This window comes from Bradyrhizobium sp. SZCCHNR1051 (genome assembly GCF_032489615.1).
Taxonomy (GTDB): domain Bacteria; phylum Pseudomonadota; class Alphaproteobacteria; order Rhizobiales; family Xanthobacteraceae; genus Bradyrhizobium.
Map to the genome: position 1 here is coordinate 181,134 of NZ_JAUEYJ010000008.1, position 17,946 is coordinate 199,079.

The 17,946-nt window shown below is 66.1% G+C and carries 17 protein-coding genes; 8 read left to right on the forward strand and 9 right to left on the reverse strand.

Annotated elements, in window-relative coordinates:
- Window positions 1-70: 70 nt before the first annotated feature.
- From QW868_RS12185 to QW868_RS12195, 3 genes are read right to left on the reverse strand one after another with little or no spacing between them, the layout of a single operon-like run.
- Window positions 71-1,714 (reverse strand): S8 family serine peptidase, encoded by a 1,644-nt coding sequence (locus tag QW868_RS12185; protein WP_316230655.1) that lies wholly within the window; start codon window positions 1,712-1,714, stop codon window positions 71-73.
- Window positions 1,715-1,747: 33 nt separating this feature from the next.
- Window positions 1,748-2,593: a hypothetical protein gene (locus QW868_RS12190; RefSeq protein ID WP_316230656.1), complete on the reverse strand. Its 846-nt coding sequence runs from the start codon at window positions 2,591-2,593 to the stop codon at window positions 1,748-1,750.
- Window positions 2,590-3,159, reverse strand: a complete 570-nt coding sequence (locus QW868_RS12195) for a sigma-70 family RNA polymerase sigma factor (protein ID WP_008961196.1) — start codon at window positions 3,157-3,159, stop codon at window positions 2,590-2,592. Before QW868_RS12195 ends, QW868_RS12190 begins: the two co-directional genes overlap by 4 nt.
- 322 nt (window positions 3,160-3,481) lie before the next feature.
- On the opposite strand from QW868_RS12195, the gene QW868_RS12200 reads away from it, so the two are divergent.
- Window positions 3,482-4,630 (forward strand): GGDEF domain-containing protein, encoded by a 1,149-nt coding sequence (locus QW868_RS12200; protein ID WP_316230657.1) that lies wholly within the window; start codon window positions 3,482-3,484, stop codon window positions 4,628-4,630.
- 11 nt (window positions 4,631-4,641) lie between these two features.
- Window positions 4,642-5,751, forward strand: coding sequence for a DUF2336 domain-containing protein (locus tag QW868_RS12205; RefSeq protein ID WP_316230658.1), 1,110 nt, complete (start codon window positions 4,642-4,644; stop codon window positions 5,749-5,751).
- Window positions 5,752-5,780: 29 nt separating this feature from the next.
- On the opposite strand, the gene QW868_RS12210 is transcribed toward QW868_RS12205, so the two are convergent.
- Both QW868_RS12210 and QW868_RS12215 read right to left on the reverse strand, forming a co-directional pair.
- Window positions 5,781-6,419, reverse strand: a complete 639-nt coding sequence (locus tag QW868_RS12210; RefSeq protein WP_316230659.1) for a DUF1109 domain-containing protein — start codon at window positions 6,417-6,419, stop codon at window positions 5,781-5,783.
- A 2-nt stretch (window positions 6,420-6,421) separates the two neighbouring features.
- Window positions 6,422-6,967, reverse strand: a complete 546-nt coding sequence (locus QW868_RS12215; protein ID WP_315785073.1) for a sigma-70 family RNA polymerase sigma factor — start codon at window positions 6,965-6,967, stop codon at window positions 6,422-6,424.
- A gap of 323 nt (window positions 6,968-7,290) precedes the next feature.
- Here QW868_RS12215 and QW868_RS12220 point away from each other — a divergent pair, with 323 nt between their 5' ends.
- The 4 genes from QW868_RS12220 (at window position 7,291) to QW868_RS12235 (ending at window position 11,317) form a co-directional block, all read left to right on the forward strand.
- Window positions 7,291-7,680 carry a hypothetical protein gene (locus tag QW868_RS12220; protein WP_315756518.1) on the forward strand — a complete coding sequence of 130 codons (390 nt, stop codon included), beginning with the start codon at window positions 7,291-7,293 and terminating at the stop codon, window positions 7,678-7,680.
- An 85-nt stretch (window positions 7,681-7,765) separates the two neighbouring features.
- On the forward strand, window positions 7,766-8,545 hold the full coding sequence (locus tag QW868_RS12225) for an enoyl-CoA hydratase (protein ID WP_315739895.1): 780 nt from the start codon (window positions 7,766-7,768) through the stop codon (window positions 8,543-8,545).
- A gap of 249 nt (window positions 8,546-8,794) precedes the next feature.
- Entirely contained in the window at window positions 8,795-10,210 is a 1,416-nt protein-coding gene (locus tag QW868_RS12230; RefSeq protein ID WP_315785070.1) for a TolC family outer membrane protein, read from the forward strand.
- Window positions 10,211-10,374: 164 nt separating this feature from the next.
- A protein-coding gene (locus QW868_RS12235) for an IS630 family transposase (protein ID WP_316230128.1) occupies window positions 10,375-11,317 on the forward strand; the annotation gives its coding sequence in 2 pieces (ribosomal slippage) (window positions 10,375-10,710 and window positions 10,712-11,317; 942 coding nt in all).
- Between the two features lie 12 nt (window positions 11,318-11,329).
- On the opposite strand, the gene QW868_RS12240 is transcribed toward QW868_RS12235, so the two are convergent.
- On the reverse strand, window positions 11,330-12,238 hold the full coding sequence (locus QW868_RS12240; RefSeq protein WP_315770475.1) for an amino acid ABC transporter substrate-binding protein: 909 nt from the start codon (window positions 12,236-12,238) through the stop codon (window positions 11,330-11,332).
- A 176-nt stretch (window positions 12,239-12,414) separates the two neighbouring features.
- Between QW868_RS12240 and QW868_RS12245 the strand changes: the two genes are divergently transcribed.
- Window positions 12,415-12,702, forward strand: coding sequence for a DUF3303 domain-containing protein (locus tag QW868_RS12245; protein ID WP_316230660.1), 288 nt, complete (start codon window positions 12,415-12,417; stop codon window positions 12,700-12,702).
- Window positions 12,703-12,858: 156 nt separating this feature from the next.
- Here QW868_RS12245 and QW868_RS12250 read toward each other — a convergent pair whose 3' ends face one another.
- The 3 genes from QW868_RS12250 to QW868_RS12260 all read right to left on the reverse strand — a co-directional run bounded on the left by QW868_RS12250 (window position 12,859) and on the right by QW868_RS12260 (window position 16,902).
- Window positions 12,859-14,058 (reverse strand): adenylate/guanylate cyclase domain-containing protein, encoded by a 1,200-nt coding sequence (locus QW868_RS12250; protein ID WP_315798344.1) that lies wholly within the window; start codon window positions 14,056-14,058, stop codon window positions 12,859-12,861.
- Window positions 14,059-14,262: 204 nt separating this feature from the next.
- On the reverse strand, window positions 14,263-15,612 hold the full coding sequence (locus tag QW868_RS12255) for a carbohydrate porin (protein WP_315739900.1): 1,350 nt from the start codon (window positions 15,610-15,612) through the stop codon (window positions 14,263-14,265).
- A 432-nt stretch (window positions 15,613-16,044) separates the two neighbouring features.
- Complete coding sequence (locus QW868_RS12260; protein WP_316230661.1) at window positions 16,045-16,902, reverse strand: LysR family transcriptional regulator; 858 nt, start codon at window positions 16,900-16,902, stop codon at window positions 16,045-16,047.
- 97 nt (window positions 16,903-16,999) lie between these two features.
- Here QW868_RS12260 and QW868_RS12265 point away from each other — a divergent pair, with 97 nt between their 5' ends.
- The gene (locus tag QW868_RS12265) at window positions 17,000-17,377 is read left to right on the forward strand and encodes a tautomerase family protein (protein ID WP_315798343.1); all 378 of its coding nucleotides are present in this window, start codon (window positions 17,000-17,002) and stop codon (window positions 17,375-17,377) included.
- Window positions 17,378-17,946: the final 569 nt, after the last annotated feature.

The window sequence follows — 17,946 nt, forward strand, 5'->3', positions numbered from 1 at the left end:
TGTCGTGACCGCCCCGCTGCACGTTCAAAACGAGCGGGAGAATTTCGGAACGTTCACGAAAACGTTGGCGTCATTGCTGCGCCGGCCGAAGCGTGTCGCCGGCTGGAGATGCCTCGGTCACCGCGGCCGGCGCCGGGCGCAACTCGCGGGCCGCCGCGGGCTCCGTTTGCAGCCCCGCGGAAGGCACAGCAGCAGCGGGCGCATCCTGCGGCGAGACCACGGCCTGGACCGCCGCCAACGCATCCGCCTCCCCTGCCCCGAACAGATCGTCGCGTCCGGGGATCCCGAGATCGCGCGCGGTCCCGGTCAGCACGGTCCGCACCGTTTCCGGCTTCAACGCCGGATTGCGCTCCAGCACCAGCGCCGCAAGCCCGCTGACATAGGCCGCGGAAAACGAGGTGCCCGAGATGATCTGATATTTTCCGTCCGGCGCCGGCAGGAAGATCTCGGCGCCGGGCGCGGCCAGCGCAATGTAATTGCCGCGGTTCGACGCCGGCAGCAACTGATCCCTGTCATCGGTCGCACTGACGGCGATGACGTTCGGATTGCCCGCAGGATAGAGCGGCGGCGACTTGGCCCCGGCATTGCCGGCCGCAGCGACCATCACGACGCCCTTGGAAGCGACGGCCGCGATCGCGCGCTCGATCACCGCATCTTTCGGGCCGGCGAAGCTCATGTTGACGATCTGCGCGCCGTGCAGGGCCGCGTAGTCCAGCGCCTTCAGGATCACATAGGAGCTGCTCTCCGGCCCGCCGCCTTTCTTGGCCATGCCGAAGGCGCGGATGGCGATGATGCGTGCATAGGGCGCGCTGCCCATCAACCGCTTGTGCGACACGATCACGCCGGCGATGCCGGTGCCGTGCGCATGTGGCCCCTCGTCACCGCCGAGCGCGTCGAATGCGTCGAACGACGCGTCGGCGAATTCCGGGTGCTTGAGATCGATCCCGGAATCGATCACTGCGATGGTGACATTGGAGCCCTGGGCCAGCCTGTGCGCTTCCGGCAGCCGCAGCTTCGCCAGCGCGTATTGCGCCGGATCGCCCTCGACAGGCGGCGCACTCTGCTGCTGCAGCGTATAGCGGTAGTTCGGCTGCACCGAACGCACCCTGGCATCTGCCGCGAGCGCACGGCTGACCGCCTGCACCGAGCGGCGATCGGTGATCCTGAACAGACCGATGGTGGCGCCGATCAGCGGAAGGCGCTGCGAGCTGATGCGCTGCAGGCCATGGCGGCGCGCCAGCGCGTCGGCCTGGTCGATCGAGAGACCGTCATCGATCTCGGCGACGATCTCGTTGGCGACGGTCCGCGGGTCGACCGCGGCCGCAGCTTTCGGCTCGCCGCGCTGCGTCACCTTGGCGGACCTGCCTTTGTCCAATCTTCCTTGGGACCGCCGGCCCTGCCCGTCCCCCGTCACCGACCGGCGGTCGAGACATTCACCCGACACGCTGCGATCCGCCGGGTTGCAGGACGCCTGCAGGTTCGGTGCAAATCGCGCATTGGGCAAGGTCGGGCGCAAGGCCATCCCGGTCGGCGGCGGCACACGCATCGCGGTGCCCGGGTTGATGCTCGGCACCCGGCTCGGGATGTTGATGTTGGGCGAACGCATCATCGCCTGGGCATGGGCACTGAGGTCGCCACCCGCGAAAGCAGGCATTGCGACGACAATCAGTATCGCCACCGATCTGGCGAAGTGTAGCGGCGAAGTGGACGACATGGAGCCTCCGAATGACGTTCGGACGGCGCGGGCCTATTGCGCGGCCACCGCGAGGCTGACGATCTTCTCTCGCGCCAGACGGCCGATCAGGCTGTCGGCCTCGGCCTTCGACAGCGGCCGATCGCCGAGTTGCAGCTTGAACAGGCCGCCTCTGGCGCCCTCGACGATCAACGCCTGGTAGCTGTCGAGCAACGCGGAGATGTCGGCCATGCGCGCATCCGGCGCGAACCGCACCAGCGCATAGGCGGGCGCGGTCGATCCGGCGACCTGCGATCCAAGGCCGCGGATCAGCGGAGCGGCCGGGGCCGGTGCTTCGGCCATCCGCGAACGCGTCATGCTCTCGGGCGTCCGCTCCGCCGGGGCCGGCGCAGCAGCGCTCGGCGGCGGCGGCGGCGCGGCCATCGGTTTGCTCGCGGGCTCGGGAGCTGCGTTCTTGTCCTCGACCGAGGCGGTCTGATAGGTCGCGGTCTGCGAGCGCATCAGCACGGCGCCGATCACGCCGGCCTGCGCCAGCACCAGAAGCGCGCCGAGGCTGACGGTCCACGCCAAGGTCTGCGGCGACAAGCTGTCGAAGAAATCCATCAGCCGCGCGCTGAAGCCGCGCGGCGCGGCAGGCTTTTGCATCGGATCCGCCTCGATCGCCGCGAACAGCTTCTGCATCGCGCGCATCGAGGGCGCGCCGAGGCTTTCGTTCAGCGCGATGGTCTCGGCATATTCCTTCTGGATCTCTGCATACTGCCTGGCGAGATCGGCATCGTGGGCAAGCACCTCCTCGACCCGGCGCATGTCGCGCGCGCTCAGCGTGCCGGCGGCGTACCACGGCAGCAGGAGTTCGATCTCTCCGGGCTCTTGCTCCAGCATCTTGCTCAAAGCCATCATGGCCAGCCTCTCTCAATGCCGGCCGCTTTCAGGAGTTCGGCCAATTTCTTGCGCGCATAGAACAGGCGCGTCTTGACGGTGTTTTCCGGAATTCCGACGATCTCGGCCACCTCCTCCACGGACTTCTCGTGGTAGTAGACGAGATCGACGATCTCCCGGTGATCAGGCGAAAGCGCCGTCAGGCACTTGCGCAATGCTTCGCCGGTATTCTTCTTCTGGACCGCGACCTCCGGATCGTCGGACGTATCCTCGATCGCGTTCGCGGCCTCGTCTTCCAGCTCAACGTCCTTCCGGCGCCGAAGTGCCGACAGGGCCTTGAACCGCGTGATCGCCAGAAGCCAGGTGGAGACGGCAGAACGGCCCTCGAACTTGCCGGCCTGACGCCACACGTCGAGAAAGACCTCGCTGATGAGGTCTTCCGCGACCTGCTCGTCCCGCACGAGCCGGAGCCCGAAACGGTACACCCTGACATGGTGCCGTCCGTACAGCACCTGCATGGCGAGCCGGTCGCCTTGAGCGATCCGGGCAATCAGGGTTTCATCTGACGCCGCTGCTGTCACGCTCAATGGCCGTCTCGCAAGATTGGTCTGGAGGATTGACGTCGCGGTTCGAATACAACCGCAAAAATCTTCAAAATACCGGAAAGATACGTCCCGAAATGTGAGTTGGCGCACAGACTTGCAGATTTCGCTGCAGCGCCCAGGTCGATCGCGACCAACGGGTTCCCGCCTACCATGTTCCGCCCGTTCCCGCCAACTGCGCGTCCTGAAAGCCGTAGATTCCCCGTCGCAGCACGACGCCGGCGGCCTCTTCGTCCATGCCCATAGATACCAAAGTTAAATGCTTTCCCACGTAGATTTTGAGCCAACGACGAAGAATCGCGAGCACATGGGCACGACGGCACCGCCTTTTCCCAGTCCGAATGTCGCTGAGGCCGGGGACGCGCAGCCGTCTCCGTCCAGCGACCTGCGCGCGCGTCGTGCCGGGCGGCGCCGGCAGATGCTGGCGCTGGTCGCAGGATGCTACCTGATCGACGCCGTCATCCTGCTGATCTACGCCAAGGCGGGCACCGTCCCGGTCACGATCGCGCCAGCCTACGCAGCGATCGGCGTTCTCACCGTCGCGCTGTGGACCGCTTTGTCGGAGAGCGGCTTCAACGACCGTTTCCGCGACCACTACCTCGTGGTGCCGCAATCGCTCGCCAGCATGATGATCACGGTCGCGTTCTGCTACATCGCGCCCGAAGTCAGCATCCTGTTCCTGTGCACGCTGTACATCGTCGTCGCCTTCGCCTCGCTGCGCGCGACGCCGCGCCAGAGCGCGATCTGCTGGACGTTCCTCGCGATCGGGCTGGCGGGATTGTTCCTGCTCACCGACAAGCCGCTCGGCATGCCGCACGACAGCGGCCTCGAGCGGCTCGCGACGCTCCTGGTCTTCCTCCTCACCATCGCCGGCTGCATGTTCCTCGGCATCTTCTCCAGCGCGCTGCGCGAGACGCTGTACCAGCGCGGACAGAAGCTCAAGGAAGCCTATCGCCGCATCGAGGAGCTGGCCGAGATCGACGAGCTCACCGGCGCGCTGAACCGGCGCTCGATCATGGATGTGCTGGACGAGGAGATGGCGCAGGCGCGGCAGGGCGGCCAGCCCTGCTCGGTCGTGCTGATCGATCTCGACTGGTTCAAGCGCATCAACGATACGCACGGTCATCCGACCGGCGACGACGTGCTGCGCACCTTCGCCATCACGATCTTCGCCAACATTCGCGGCAGCGACCGCTTCGGCCGCTACGGCGGCGAGGAATTCCTGCTGGTGCTGCCGGGCGCGCCGGCGGACGCCGCCGCGCGGCTCGCCGAACGATTGCGCCAGATCATCGCCGGCCTCGACTGGAGTGCGTTCTCGACCGGCCTGCAGGTCACGTTCTCGGCCGGCGTGGCCGCCCCGCGCGGCGACGAGACCGCCGATTCGCTGCTCGCCCGGGCCGATCGGGTGCTCTACGACTCGAAGGCGCAGGGCCGCAATCGCGTCACCAGCGCCTGAGCCATCCCGGCATGCCCCCGAAACCCACCCCGAACGAAAGCCTGCTCGACGAGCTCGAGGACACGCTCGCGCACGGCACCGTCGCGCGGCGGGTCGAGACCCTGCGCAAGGTGACGGACCTGTTCGTCGACGGCGCGACGGACTTCGCCGATGAGCAGGTCGCGCTGTTCGACGACGTATTCGAATGCCTGATCGACCACATCGAGATCTCGGCCCGCGCTTTGCTCGCGCGCCGGCTTGCGCCGCTTGCGTCGGCGCCGCCGCGGACGCTGCACCGGCTGGCCGATGACGACGCCATCGATGTCGCAGGCCCCGTGCTGTCGAAGTCGGAACGGCTCGACGAGGCCGCGCTGATCCGCACAGCCGAGACCAAGAGCCAGGCGCATCTGCTCGCGATCTCGCTCCGGCGCGTGCTCAGCCACGCCGTCACCGACATCCTGCTCAGGCGCGGCAACGACGAGGTCGTTCACAGCACCATCAGCAATCCCGGCGCCGACGTCTCGGGGGCCAGCCTCGACACGCTGGTCGATCGCGCCGCGCTGGACGAAAATCTCGCCGCGTGCCTCGCCATGCGGCCCAATCTGCCGCGCCACCTCTATCTGAAGCTGGTCGCCAAGGCGTCTGCCACGGTCCGCACGCGGCTCGAGGCGGCAAATCCGAAGCTCGCGCAGGAGGTCTCCTCGGCGGTGCGCATGGCGGGCCGGCGTGCGCGATCGAGCGCGGTGGCGCTGACCAGCCAGACCGAGATCGCGCACGCGCTGGTGCGCTCGCTGCATGCCGAGGGCCGGCTCGACGACCGTCTCGTCGTGCAGTTCACCGAGCAGCGCAAGTTCGATGAGGCCAATGCCGCCGTCGCAGCCATGGCCAACGTGCCGGTCGCGGTCGCCGAAAGCATCATGATCGAAAGCCGTGCCGAGGGCGTGATGATCCTTGCCAAGGTCGCAGGGCTGTCCTGGCCGACGGTGAAATCGATCATCCTGATGCGCGACGAGCTCGCCACCACCGCGCCGGCCGATCTCGACGCCTGCAAGGCGACCTATGAGCGGCTCCGGCGGTCCACCGCGCAGCAGGTGTTGCGCTTCCACCGCGTGCAGGACGCCGCGGCGCCGATGCAGGCGTAGTCGCGACCTCGCTCGTCGCGCAGCCCCCCTCAGTAGCGCAGGACCCTTGCGCCGATGAGCGCGCCGAGCCCGGCCACGATCAGCGCGGCCAACGTGTACCAGGTCGCCACGAACAGCGGCGAGTCGTCGGTGCAATGCGCGGCATAGAGCGTCGCCGCGATCCCCGCCGAGACCAGCCCGGCGATCGCGCCCGTCATCGCCGGACGCGACGGCGCGCCATGGCGCAGGCCGAACAGCGCGGCGGCCAGCAGCGGCAGCGACAGCACGGGAATGGCGCTCATGCACACCATCGAATTGTGGCCGACCAGCCGCGCCATCATCGGCGTGCGCTGCGGCAGCATCATCTCCGCCGCCATGCCGCCGATGAGGACGACGATCGGCGCGATCAGCAGCCAGCTCCAGCCCTGCAGCGAGGCTTCGGGGCGCGACAGATGCAGGCCGATGATCAGCGCCGGGATCGCCAGCGCCGTGGTGACGACGAACTTCAGGTCGAAGAATGGATTGCGCACCGCGAGCCAGATGTCCGGCCGGACGCCGAGGCCGACGAGCAGCATCGCGGTCGATACCGGCGTCGCCGCCATCAGGGCCAGCGCCAGCACGATGCCGACCGGCTGCGCGCGCTGCGCATTGTCGGCCGCGAGGGTGCGGATGAGCTGATCGGTGTCCATGGTCAGGTATCCCGTAGCTTGGCCGTGAGGCTTGCGAGCGCCCGGTGCAGCGCCACCCGCACCGCGCCCTCGCTCATCGAAAACTTCTCCGCGGTCTGCTTGATCGAGGCGGCCTCGACTGCGATCGACTGCAGCACGTCGCGCTGGCGCTGCGGCAAGGTCTTCAGCTGCGCCTCGACCTCGCTGGCCGAGACGGTGGGCGCCGGCGGCGCGTCGGCCAGCGTCTCCGAGAAATCGTCGATGTCGACGAACACCCGCCGGCCGCGCCGGCGCAGCATGTCGATCAGCTTGTTGCGCGCGATCGCGAACAGCCAGGGCGCGAACGGCGCGTCGACGTCCCAGGTGTGCCGCTTCAGGTGAACCGCCAACAGAATTTCCTGCACGATGTCCTCGGCCTGGTCGGAGGGCTGGCCGGCGCGCGCTAGCCCGCGCCGTGATGCTGCGCGCAGCACGGGCGTGATCGCCCTCAGCAGGCGATGATAGGCCTCGTCGTCACCGGCGACGGCCTGGCGCATCCAGCCCGTCCACTCGTCGTCACGCTCGCGCAACTCCGCTCCACCCCAGCAATTCGCCCGAAACACTCAGTTTGTTACTCTCGCTCCATCCTCATCACTAATTCGTGATGATGACATTGGCCTCGGAACCATCCGAGTTACGCCACACCGAGAGCACGCCACCGGGCAAGTCTTGGAACCGCTCCATAGCACCGAATCGCGAGGTGCATGATCAGGTTTGATGGGCCGCTCGCAAAGTGCGGCGGTGCCCAGCTTTTGCCGTGAGCGGCAGGAAGATACCCATTTTCTGCCCCGTTCTCGACATCTGTCGGGGTCTCACTCCGGCTTGGGCTGGCGGGATGGGGAGAAAGCCGACGATGACGATCCAAGCCAGTGGACGTTCAGCATTGATCATTGCCGCCGCGTTCGTTCTGGGCCTCGTTGGCACTGGATTCGCGCGCGCGGCCGAACAGCAGAGCTACAGTCCGTTCTTGCCGGTGGGGTCCGAGAGCGCTCCGGCGGCGAAGCAGGACGGCTTCCCGGCGCCGCTGCCGGCCGAAGCCCAGGCTCAGGCCGCACCTGCGGCGCAAGCGGCCGACGCCGCGCCGAGCGATGCGCCGGCGGCCTCGGACGTCACCGTGAACATGGTCACGGTCAGCAATGACGACAGCTCCGGCTGGGACAAGGCCTCGATCATCGGCAAGATCTTCATCGCCTGCGGCACCCTGCTCACCCTGGGCTCGGCGGCGCGGATGTTCATGATCTGAGGCGCCGCGCGGCGCCGCACCTACTTGATGCGCATCGATCCAGCGGGCACATTGCCCGCTGTTTTGATTTCTCGGGGTTGGCATCATGAGCGTCTACGAGCACATCATCGTCGAGGGCAAAGGCGCGGTCGGTGTCATCACCTTGAACCGACCGAAGATGCTCAATGCGCTGTCGTTCGGCGTCTTCCGCGAGATCGCCGCCGCCGTGGATGATCTCGAGGCCGACGACGCCATCGGCTGCATCGTGATCACCGGCAGCGAGAAAGCGTTCGCCGCCGGCGCCGACATCAAGGAGATGCAGCCGAAGAGCTTCATCGACATGTTCTCGAGCGACTTCACCGCGATCGGCGGCGACCGCGTCGCGCGCTGCCGCAAGCCGACCATCGCCGCGGTCGCGGGCTACGCGCTCGGCGGCGGCTGCGAGCTTGCGATGATGTGCGACTTCATCATCGCCGCCGATACCGCGAAATTCGGCCAGCCCGAGATCACGCTCGGCACCATTCCGGGCATCGGCGGCACCCAGCGCCTGACGCGCGCGATCGGCAAGGCCAAGGCGATGGACCTCTGCCTCACCGGCCGCATGATGGATGCGGCCGAGGCCGAACGCTCCGGCCTCGTCAGCCGCATCGTGCCGGCCGACAGGCTGATGGACGAGGTGATGGCTGCGGCCGAGAAGATCGCGGCGATGTCGCGCCCGGCGGCGGCGATGGCCAAGGAGGCCGTCAACCGCGCCTTCGAGACCCCGCTCTCCGAAGGCATGAATGTCGAGCGCAACCTGTTCCACGCCACCTTCGCGCTGGAGGACCGCGCCGAGGGCATGGCTGCCTTCATCGAGAAGCGCAAACCGGTGAACAAGAACCGGTGAGATTGCTGCGGGTCACTCGCAGCTGAACGAATCGATCTGCCTCTGATGTCCACGGGTGCCCCTCACCCGCCTACCGAGCGCGTATCCGCGCGGCCATGTCGCAGCACTGCGACAAACGGTCTGTGGCGAGCACGCCACAACAAACCATGGAAAAGCCTGCCGGATTCCACATCCGCGGTTTGTGTGTGGCCGCCATCCGCCCTAAACAGGTAAACAACTGGTTAAGACAGTGGGACGCGGCGGAGTCGGATGGTGGGTCGAGCCAAGGAATTTGGCGTCGGCGAGGTGCGTGCGCGAAGGATCGGCCTCGGCCTGACCCTCGCGGCCAGCCTCGTCGTCTGCTCGCCTGTGCGCGCCGAGGATCTCGCGGCCGCGCTCGCGAAAGCCTATCAGACCAACCCGGCGCTCAATGCCGAGCGCGCGCGCCAGCGCGCGACCGACGAGAACGTGCCGCAGGCGCTCGCCGGCTATCGCCCGCAACTGATCGCGAGCCTCGGTGCCGGCCTGCAGGCCGTGCGCAACCTGCTCCCCAACAACACGATCCAGACCGCGACGCTGAAGCCCTGGACCATCGGCGTGACCGTCACGCAGACGCTGTTCAACGGCTTCCGCACCGCCAACAGCGTGCGCATGGCGGAGCTGCAGGTGCAGTCCGGCCGCGAGGCGCTGCGCAATGTCGGCCAGGGCGTGCTGCTCGACGCCGTCACCGCCTACACCAACGTGCTCGCCAACCAGTCGCTGGTCGAGGCACAACGCTCCAACGTCGCCTTCCTGCGCGAGACGCTCTCCGTCACGCAGCGCCGCCTCAATGCCGGCGACGTCACGCCGACCGACGCCTCGCAGGCCGAGGCGCGGCTGTCGCGCGGCCTGTCCGATCTCAACGCCGCCGAGGTCAACCTCGCCATCAGCCAGGCGACCTATGCCCAGGTCATCGGCATGGCGCCAGGCCAGCTCCGCGCGGCCGACCCGATCGATCGCCTGCTGCCGCGCAGCCGCGAGGACGCGATTGCGCTCGGCAACAAGGAAAATCCGGCCGTGGCTGCGGCGAGCTTCGACGTCGACGCGGCCTCGACCTCGATCAAGGTCGCCGAGGGCGCGCTGCTGCCGAGCGTGACCCTGCAGGGCGGTGTCAGCCGCAGCCGCGATTCGGATCAGACGCTGGGCACCTTCGGCACCGACCAGGCCTCGATCGTCGGCAGCGTCACCGCGCCGATCTATGACGGCGGCACGGCGGCGTCGCAGACCCGCCAGAGCAAGGAGCTCGCGGCGCAGAGCCGCCTCGTGCTCGACCAGGTCCGCAACCAGGCGCGCACCGCGGTGGTCAGCGCCTGGGTCGCCAATGAAGGCGCCAAGGTCGCCGTCAGCGCCTCCGAGGCCGAGGTGAAGGCCGCCACCGTCGCGCTGCAAGGCGTCTCGCGCGAGGCCCAGGGCGGCCAGCGCACCACGGTCGACGTGCTCAACTCGCAGGCCGACCTGATCCAGGCCAAGGCGCGGCTGATCGGCGCCCAGCGCGACCGCGTCATCGCCTCCTACACGCTGCTCAGCGCGGTCGGCCGGCTCGACGTCAAAAATCTCAATTTGAACACGCCGGACTACCTGCCCGAGGTTCACTACCATCAGGTGCGCGACGCCTGGCACGGGCTGCGCACGCCCTCGGGGCAGTAGCGCGGGACGAGACCCGCGCGAGCGCCGGCCTCATCCCATCCTGTCGATACGCCGTATGACATAAGCCGAAGATACTAGAGCGTGATGTTTTTTGCCGGAATCAGGATTCCCGAGTCGGTGAACTTCTGATTCAGATTCCATGCTGGAGCCGGAGGCCAGCACGGATGACACGGCCCTATTCGGAAGACATTCGCGAACGCGCTCTGGCGCGCGCGGATGCAGGCGAGACGGTCCGCTCGATAGCGCAGGCGCTTCGGATCAGCCCGTCCTGCATCAGCAAGTGGAAGAACCTCAGACAGCAGACTGGAGGCGTCGCGCCGGGAAAAATCGGTGGCCACAAGAAGCGGACATTATCCGGGGCCCATGCCGAATGGCTTCGCAAACGTATCCGTTCCGGTCCATTCACCTTGCGCAAGTTAACAGCTGAGCTGGCCGAGCGTGGCATCAGGACTGATGTGCGGGCCGTGTGGACCTTCGTCCACGCCGAAGGCCTGAGCTTCAAAAAAAACGATGCGGGCGGCGGAGCAGGATCGTCCTGATATCGCTCGTAAACGAGCGCGCTGGAAAGCTCACCAAGGCAAGATCGATGTGTCTCGCCTGGTCTTTATCGATGAGACCTGGATCAAGACCAATATGGCCCCGCTGCGTGGTTGGGGACCATGCGGGCAGCGGCTTGAGGCATCTGTGCCGTTTGGTCACTGGAAGACGATGACATTTATCGCAGCACTGCGCTGCGATCGGATCTCGGCACCCTGGGTCATCGATGGCCCGATCAACGGCGAACTCTTCGCCCTCTATGTCGAGAAGGAGCTGGCTCCAACCTTGGTCAAGGGAGATGCCGTGATCCTCGACAATCTCGGAAGCCACAAAGGAAGAAGAGCTCGCGACCTCATCCGTGCAAGAGGAGCGCACCTGCTCTTCTTGCCTCCCTACAGTCCCGACCTCAATCCGATCGAGCAGGTCTTCGCCAAACTCAAGCACCTGATGCGAGATGCAGAACCTCGCACCATCGAAGCGACTTGGCGAAAAGCTGGAGATCTCCTCGATCTCTTCTCGGAAAAGGAGTGCGCCAACTATCTCAGAAACTCAGGATATGTTTCCGTATAAAAACAGCATGCTCTAATAGGCCTTGGGATCGCCGCTGTCGCTCGGATGCGCGAACGCCTTCTGCAGCGCGGATGTCATCGGGAAGTTGAAGTTGACGCCTTTCGGCGGCACCGGCGCCATGAACCATTTGGCGTACAAGGCCGCGATCTCCGGGCTCGTATAGAGCTTCGTGGCGGCGCGGTCGACGACGGCCTTGAAGGCCGGATCGTCCTTGCGCAGCATGATCCCATAGGGCTCCGGCATCGAGAACTGATCGGTCGAGATCACGAAGTCCGACGGCGTCTTCGCGCTGGCCACCAGGCCCGCGAGCAGGATGTCGTCCATCACATAGGCGTCGGCGCGACCGTTCTCGACCATCAGAAAACCTTCGGCATTGTCCTTGGCCGTCAGCACGTTCATGCCGAGCTGGCGCGCCGTGTTGGCCTCGAAGAGCTGCTTGATGTTGGTGGTGCCCGACGTCGAGGCGACGGTCTTGCCCTTGAGGTCGTCGATGGTCTTGAGGCCGCTCGCGGCCTTGGCGACGAAGCGGTTGGCGGTGAGGAAATAGGTCGGCGAGAACGACACCAGCCGCTGGCGCTCGATGTTGTTGGTGGTCGAGGCGCATTCGAGATCGATGGTGCCGTTGGCGATCAGCGGAATGCGGGTCGCCGACGACACCGGCGTCAGCTTCACCTCCAGCCTGTCGAGCGTCAGCGTCGCCTTGATCTCGTCGACGATCCTGTTGCAGATGTCGAGCGCGAAGCCGAGCGGCTTCTGGTTGTCGTCGATGTAGGAGAACGGCAGCGAGGTTTCGCGGTAGCCGATCGTGATCGCGCCGGTCTCCTTGATCTTCTGCAAGGTGCCGGTCAGCTCCTCCGCGAAGGCGGGTGCGGCCAGCACCGCTGCAACCAGAGCGTACGCGACGAGACGTGCCTTCTTCATGGGTTTCTCTTCCCGTTGGATGCGAGTTCCCTCGCAGAAGCAAGGACTGCGCCAGGGAAAGGCGTCTCGTCCACGAGGCCATCGCGGCCTCGTCCGTCAGGCGAACGATGTCCCCCCGGGCTGGCACCCCGCACCGATTCACCGCACAATGCGTGCACGTCAGGACGGAGGCGCGCATGCTGTTCATGGTGATCGAACGTTTCAAGGACCGCGATCCGATCCCGGTCTATCGCCGCGTCCGCGATCCCGGCATCACGTTTCCCGACGGGCTGAAATATCTCGGCAGCTGGATCGAACCCAATTTCGACCGCTGCTTCCAATTGATGGAATGCGACGACGCCCGCCTGCTGCAGCAATGGATTCTCTCCAATGCTCGCGACTCCGGCATGACGTTCGAGATCGTGCCGGTGGTGACGAGCGCTGAGACGCGCGAGGTTGTGGCGCCGTTTCTGGACAAGGCGTGAACGGCGGAGAAGTCCGCGTAAGGTGGGCAAAGCAGCAGGCGGCTGCGTGCCCGCCGTCTTTCCACGAACTCATCAGCAGGATGATGGGCACGGCGCCACCACGATCTCGAACGTGGAGACAGCGCGGCTGCGCCTTTGCCCACCCTACTGAATGCCCTACCCATCGAACGAAAACAGCTCGATCGGGTCGTTGAATCCGCGCACCGGGAATTCGCCGACGCGCTCCAGCGCGAACGGGCCTTCGACGAGCTCGGCGAAATCGCGCGACAGCAGCACCGGCCGGCCCACCTGCTTGGTCAGCGCCTCCATGCGCGAGGCCATGTTGACCGCGGGGCCGATGACGGTGAAATCCAGCCGGGTGCGCGAGCCGATATTGCCGTACATGACGTCGCCGACATGGACACCGATGCCGTAGTTCAGCGGCGCGCGGCCGGTCTCGCCGTTGCGCGCGTTCAGCTCGGTCATCGCCTTACGGGCGCCGCTCACGGCGTGCAGCAGGTTGGCGCAGGCAGCGGGCTCGGTGAGCGGAAAGATCGCCAGCAGGCCGTCGCCGATGAACTTCAGGATCTCGCCGCCGTGCTGCGTGATCGGCTCCACCATGGCATCGAAATAGCTGTTGAGCAGATCGATGACGTCGTCGCGCGGCCAGTTATCGGAGATGCGGGTGAAGTCCCGGAGGTCGCAGATCATGATGGCGGCGCGCACCGTGGTGCCGCTGCCGCGCCGGGTGGCGCCGGCCAGCACCATCTCGCCGGCATGCGGCCCGACATAGGTTTCGAGCAGGGTCCGCGCCAGCCGGTTCTTGATGCGGATCTCGCTGACCAGCGCCAGCACCGGCACGAGCCTGATCAGCGCGTCGATGTGCGCCTGGTCGAAACCGCCGCGCCGGTCGGTCGCGAAGGTGACGATGTGGCGCTTGCCGAGCGTGTGATACATCGGCCATGCGACATAGTCGGTCAGGCCCTGCGCCCGCATCTCGTCATAGATCGCGTGCCGACGGCCGAGCTCGGGGTCGCGCGCGAGGTTCTCTCGGATCTCCTCGACGCCCTCATGGATTTCGCTGGCGGGACTGCCGATATATTCGGAGCGCTCCCGGACGTCGTAATCGACGCGGGCGATGTCGGCGCCCTGCATGCCGTCGCTCCACAGCATGCGCGCGCCGAGCCACTGCGGATGATTGATCTGGACGTGCAGCGAGGCCCGCTTCACCGGAATGCCGGCGCGCTGCAGCCGGTTGCACATCTGCCCGAAGATGTTGTCGATGAAGCGCTCGTCGCGGGTGCCGTTGGTGAGCCAGTCCACGACCTCGTCGCCCAGGCGTCGGCCGGCAACGGGATGGGTGTCTGTTGCGGTCATGGCGGTCTCCTGGCAGGTCGGCGGCGCGACCCAGGAGATGTCGTGCCGCAATGCGAAAGAGTCAATCGACGTCATCGCATCGCGGCCCACCCGGATGGGCAGGATGCGCCAGCTCCGCATCGGATCGGTGAGCCGGATAGCCGAGACGCCTCGCGCAGATGGGGCGGATGCTGCACACCCGCCCCGTCGGCTCACATCACAGGATCAGAAGTGGACGACCGTCCGCAGGCCGAGCACCACCGCATTGCCGGTCTTCACGCCGGCGGCGTTGAAGCCGCGTCCGCCCGGATTGATGACATACTGGGCGTCGAACTTCAGGTTCATCCAGCCGGTCGCCTGCCAGCCATACCAGGCCTCGATCGGCACCTCGTTGCCGCCGGCATTCGGCGTCAGCGCCGCCGAGTTGACATGCGTCGTGCCGACCGCGAAGCCGACCTCGTCGTCGGGACGGAACGAGAAGGTGCCGGTGTGCTTGACGCCCCAGGAGATCTGGTAGTCCTGATACGAGGTGCGGTGATCGGCGACGCTGGTGTTGAGGAAGGTGTACCAGCCCTGCGCCTTGGGACCCTCGACCGTCAGCCGCTGCAGGATCGATTCATAGAAGCCGTAGCGGCCGCGCTGGCTGCTGAGGTTCTGATCTCCCACGCCGGGACCACCGGGGACGACGGCGACGATGCCGGGCAAGCCGCCATCGATCGTCGACGCGCTGTCATACCAGCCGCCGAAGCGCCAGGTGCCGTTCAGCGGACCGCTCGGCTCCCACACCACTTCCACCGGCACCAGCACGCCCGAGGCGGGAGTGGAGCGCGGAATGCCCGGCGCGAGGTAGACGCCGGCGTCCGACGTCGTCAGATAGTTCGGATTGGCGTCGTAGACGCCGACCGACAGCTTCCATTCCTTGGTGAAGTTGTAGTGCACGACGCCGGCCCACTGGCTCACCGGCCAGTTGTAGATGTAGCCGCCCTGGATGTTGCCCGGCTGGCCGCCGCAGAAGGTCAGGTTGATGAACTCGCACTGGCCGAAGAAGAAGTCGGAGCCGACCGGCAGCCGGCCGCCCTTGAGCACGAGGCGGTCGTCGAACAGCTTCTGCTGATAGTAGAACTCGGTGAGGCGCAGGATGTTGCCGCGGCCGAACACCTCGTTGGTCAGTTGCAGCGCCGGAATGCCGGCCTCGCTGTTGAGATTCTTGCCGAAGCGATCGACCAGCGTCACGCCGATCATGCCGCCCTGGATGCCGGCGAGCTTGGCCATGTCGAACTTGGCTTCGAACCACAATTGCCCGGCATTGGCCGCGGTGTTGCGCGAGCCACCCGACAGATTGGTGACGGCTTCGTCGCCGAGCGTGAGCGCGAGCGAGATGCCCTGCTCCTTCAGCCTGGTCCGGCCGAGATCGCCGAACAGATACGGCCGCGTCCAGAAATCATCGACACCCGCATAGGGAATCGGCGGCGCCTTCATCGGCAGATCGGCCGCGACCGCACCACCGCCACCCAACAAACAAGACAAAGCAACCCCTACGCCGCACATGCGCGCGGTCGTCGCAAACCCACTCATTTTTCCTGCTCCTCGCAGCGTCCCCAGGCTCTGGATGTTGTTCTGTCGCGTCCGGCCCAGAGCCTCCGTCCCGGCACGCGCTTCCCCACGGCTCAATCCCGGCCGCCGCTCATTCGAGGAGCGATTTCGTCAACCTGAGATTGGATGGCAATCCTAGCAAGCACCAGGGCGCCCTTGAATAGTCATATTATATTTGGGAGTCGGTATAACCGTAACTGTGACATGAGTGTCACATCCCGCATTGCGGAATAAGACTTACGTCAATTCCACCCCGGCGCCCCCTGAGGAGCCAATTCCAAGAGCGATCAGATCTGCGCGCGGGCACGCGCGATCCATCCGCGAGCAGGACATCAATCCGGCCGTCGAAATAGCGTTCGGAGTTGATCTCAGCTCCAAGCTCCATCACCTGCGCCGCGGCACGCGCCGCATGCATCATGCCCGCACCGCGCTTCGGAAGGCCGTCACGAGGGCATCGAGCGCCGCGCGCGCCCGGCCATCCCTCACCCGCGTGTGCAGCACGACCGGCAGCCGGGGCAGCTCCGGCAATCCGAGCCTTGCGCCGACATCGACCGCGCCCGATGGCAGCATGCGCGGCGCGAGTGCGGCAACGCCGAGCCCGGCCGTGACGGCCGCGACGACCGCCGCAACGCCGCCGCCGACGAAGATTTCGGCCCAGGACACGCCGGCCGCATCGAGATGCTGCGCGGCCATCGCGCGCACGCCGCACGGCTCGGCCATGGTCGCGACCGGCAACGGCTCGCCCGCGCGCGGCTCCCAATCCGGGCCAGCGAACCAGCCGAACTTCTCCTCGGCCACGAGGTCGCCATCGCTGCGTCCGGCATGCAGGCGGACGATCACCGCCTCGAGCTCGCGCCGGTCGTAGCTCTGCAGCAGGTCGGCCGACGATCCGATGCGGATCTCGACCACGAGATGCGGATCATGGTCGTTCATGCGCGCGATCAGCGCCGGCAGCTCTGGCCCGGCCACATGGTCGCTGATGCCGATGATCAGACGCTGCCGCACGCCGGCGAACACCGCGAGCGCGCGGTCGTGCGCTGCCAGCAGCTGACGGGCAGGATCGAGGAAGACCCTGCCTCGCTCCGAGAGCTGCACATGACGCGGCGTGCGCTCGATCAGCCGGCACCCCAGCCGGTTCTCGAGCCGCCGCAGCTTCAGGCTGATCGCGGCCTGGGTCGTCTGCATCGCCTCGGCGGCACGGGTGAAGCTGCCGAGCTCGGCGATACGGACGAAGGCCTGGACCTCGTCCAGGTCGAGCGGGTGTTCGGTCATTTCCAGCCATTATGACTGATATCTCGATCCCCAGCATACCCGAACCGCACCGCCGCATCTAACCTCTCAGCCGACATCACGGATGAAAGGATTAGGGATGCCGCTGCTTCACATCTCGCTGCGCGCGGGCAAGCCGGAGGCCTACCGGCAGGCGATCTTCGACAGCCTCTACCGGGCGATGCGCGAGGCGCTCGACGTGCCGGAGGACGATCAGTTCATGACCATCACCGAGCACGATCCTTCCAACTTCCGCTATGGCAACGCCTTCGGCATCAACCGCAGCGACGATCTCGTCTACATCCAGATTACCGTCTTCAACACCCGCACGCGAGAGCAGAAGAAGGCGCTGTTCCGACGCATCGCCGACCTGCTCGGGGACAGCCCCGGCATCAGGCCGGAGGACCTGTTCATGACCATCCTCGACGCCGCCAAGGAGAACTGGTCGGTCGGCCACGGCCTCGCGCAATTTGCGTGAGGCGATCGGCGGCGAGCGGCTCGCCTGGAAGCACGATGTCTGCGCGCGTCATTGCGAGCGCAGCGACGCAATCCAGAATCCTTCAGAGAGACAGTCTGGATTGCTTCGCTGCGCCGCTGCGCTCGCAATGACAAGGAGAGAGCGCGTCGTACGTCCTAGCGAGGCTGCGCATCTTGGATGAAGGCATTCCACTCATCGCGAACGACGCCCCGAAGCAGACCAGGAGGGATCGTGCCCACGTTTGCTGGCCCAAGATAACTGGGCGGTGGGCCGCATGTCTCGATGAAGAAGTTGACGGCGTCGCCTGCTGTCTTAACCCCAGCGGCTTTGGCCGTTGGTGCATGCGTGCGGACGCAGGCTTTGAGGTTTGAGACCACTTGACGTAATTTGTCGTTCTCGGCCCGTGCGGACACTGACAGCGCACCTGCAACAAGCAGCAATGCAATTGCCGTTCTCAAAGCATCGATCCCATGAAATCCAACCCACCAGAATTGCATCGGCAATTGCGGTTCAAGTTTGTAAACACCAGTTACGCGCCGGCTGGCGGGTCAGCCAGCTTCGGGTCAGAA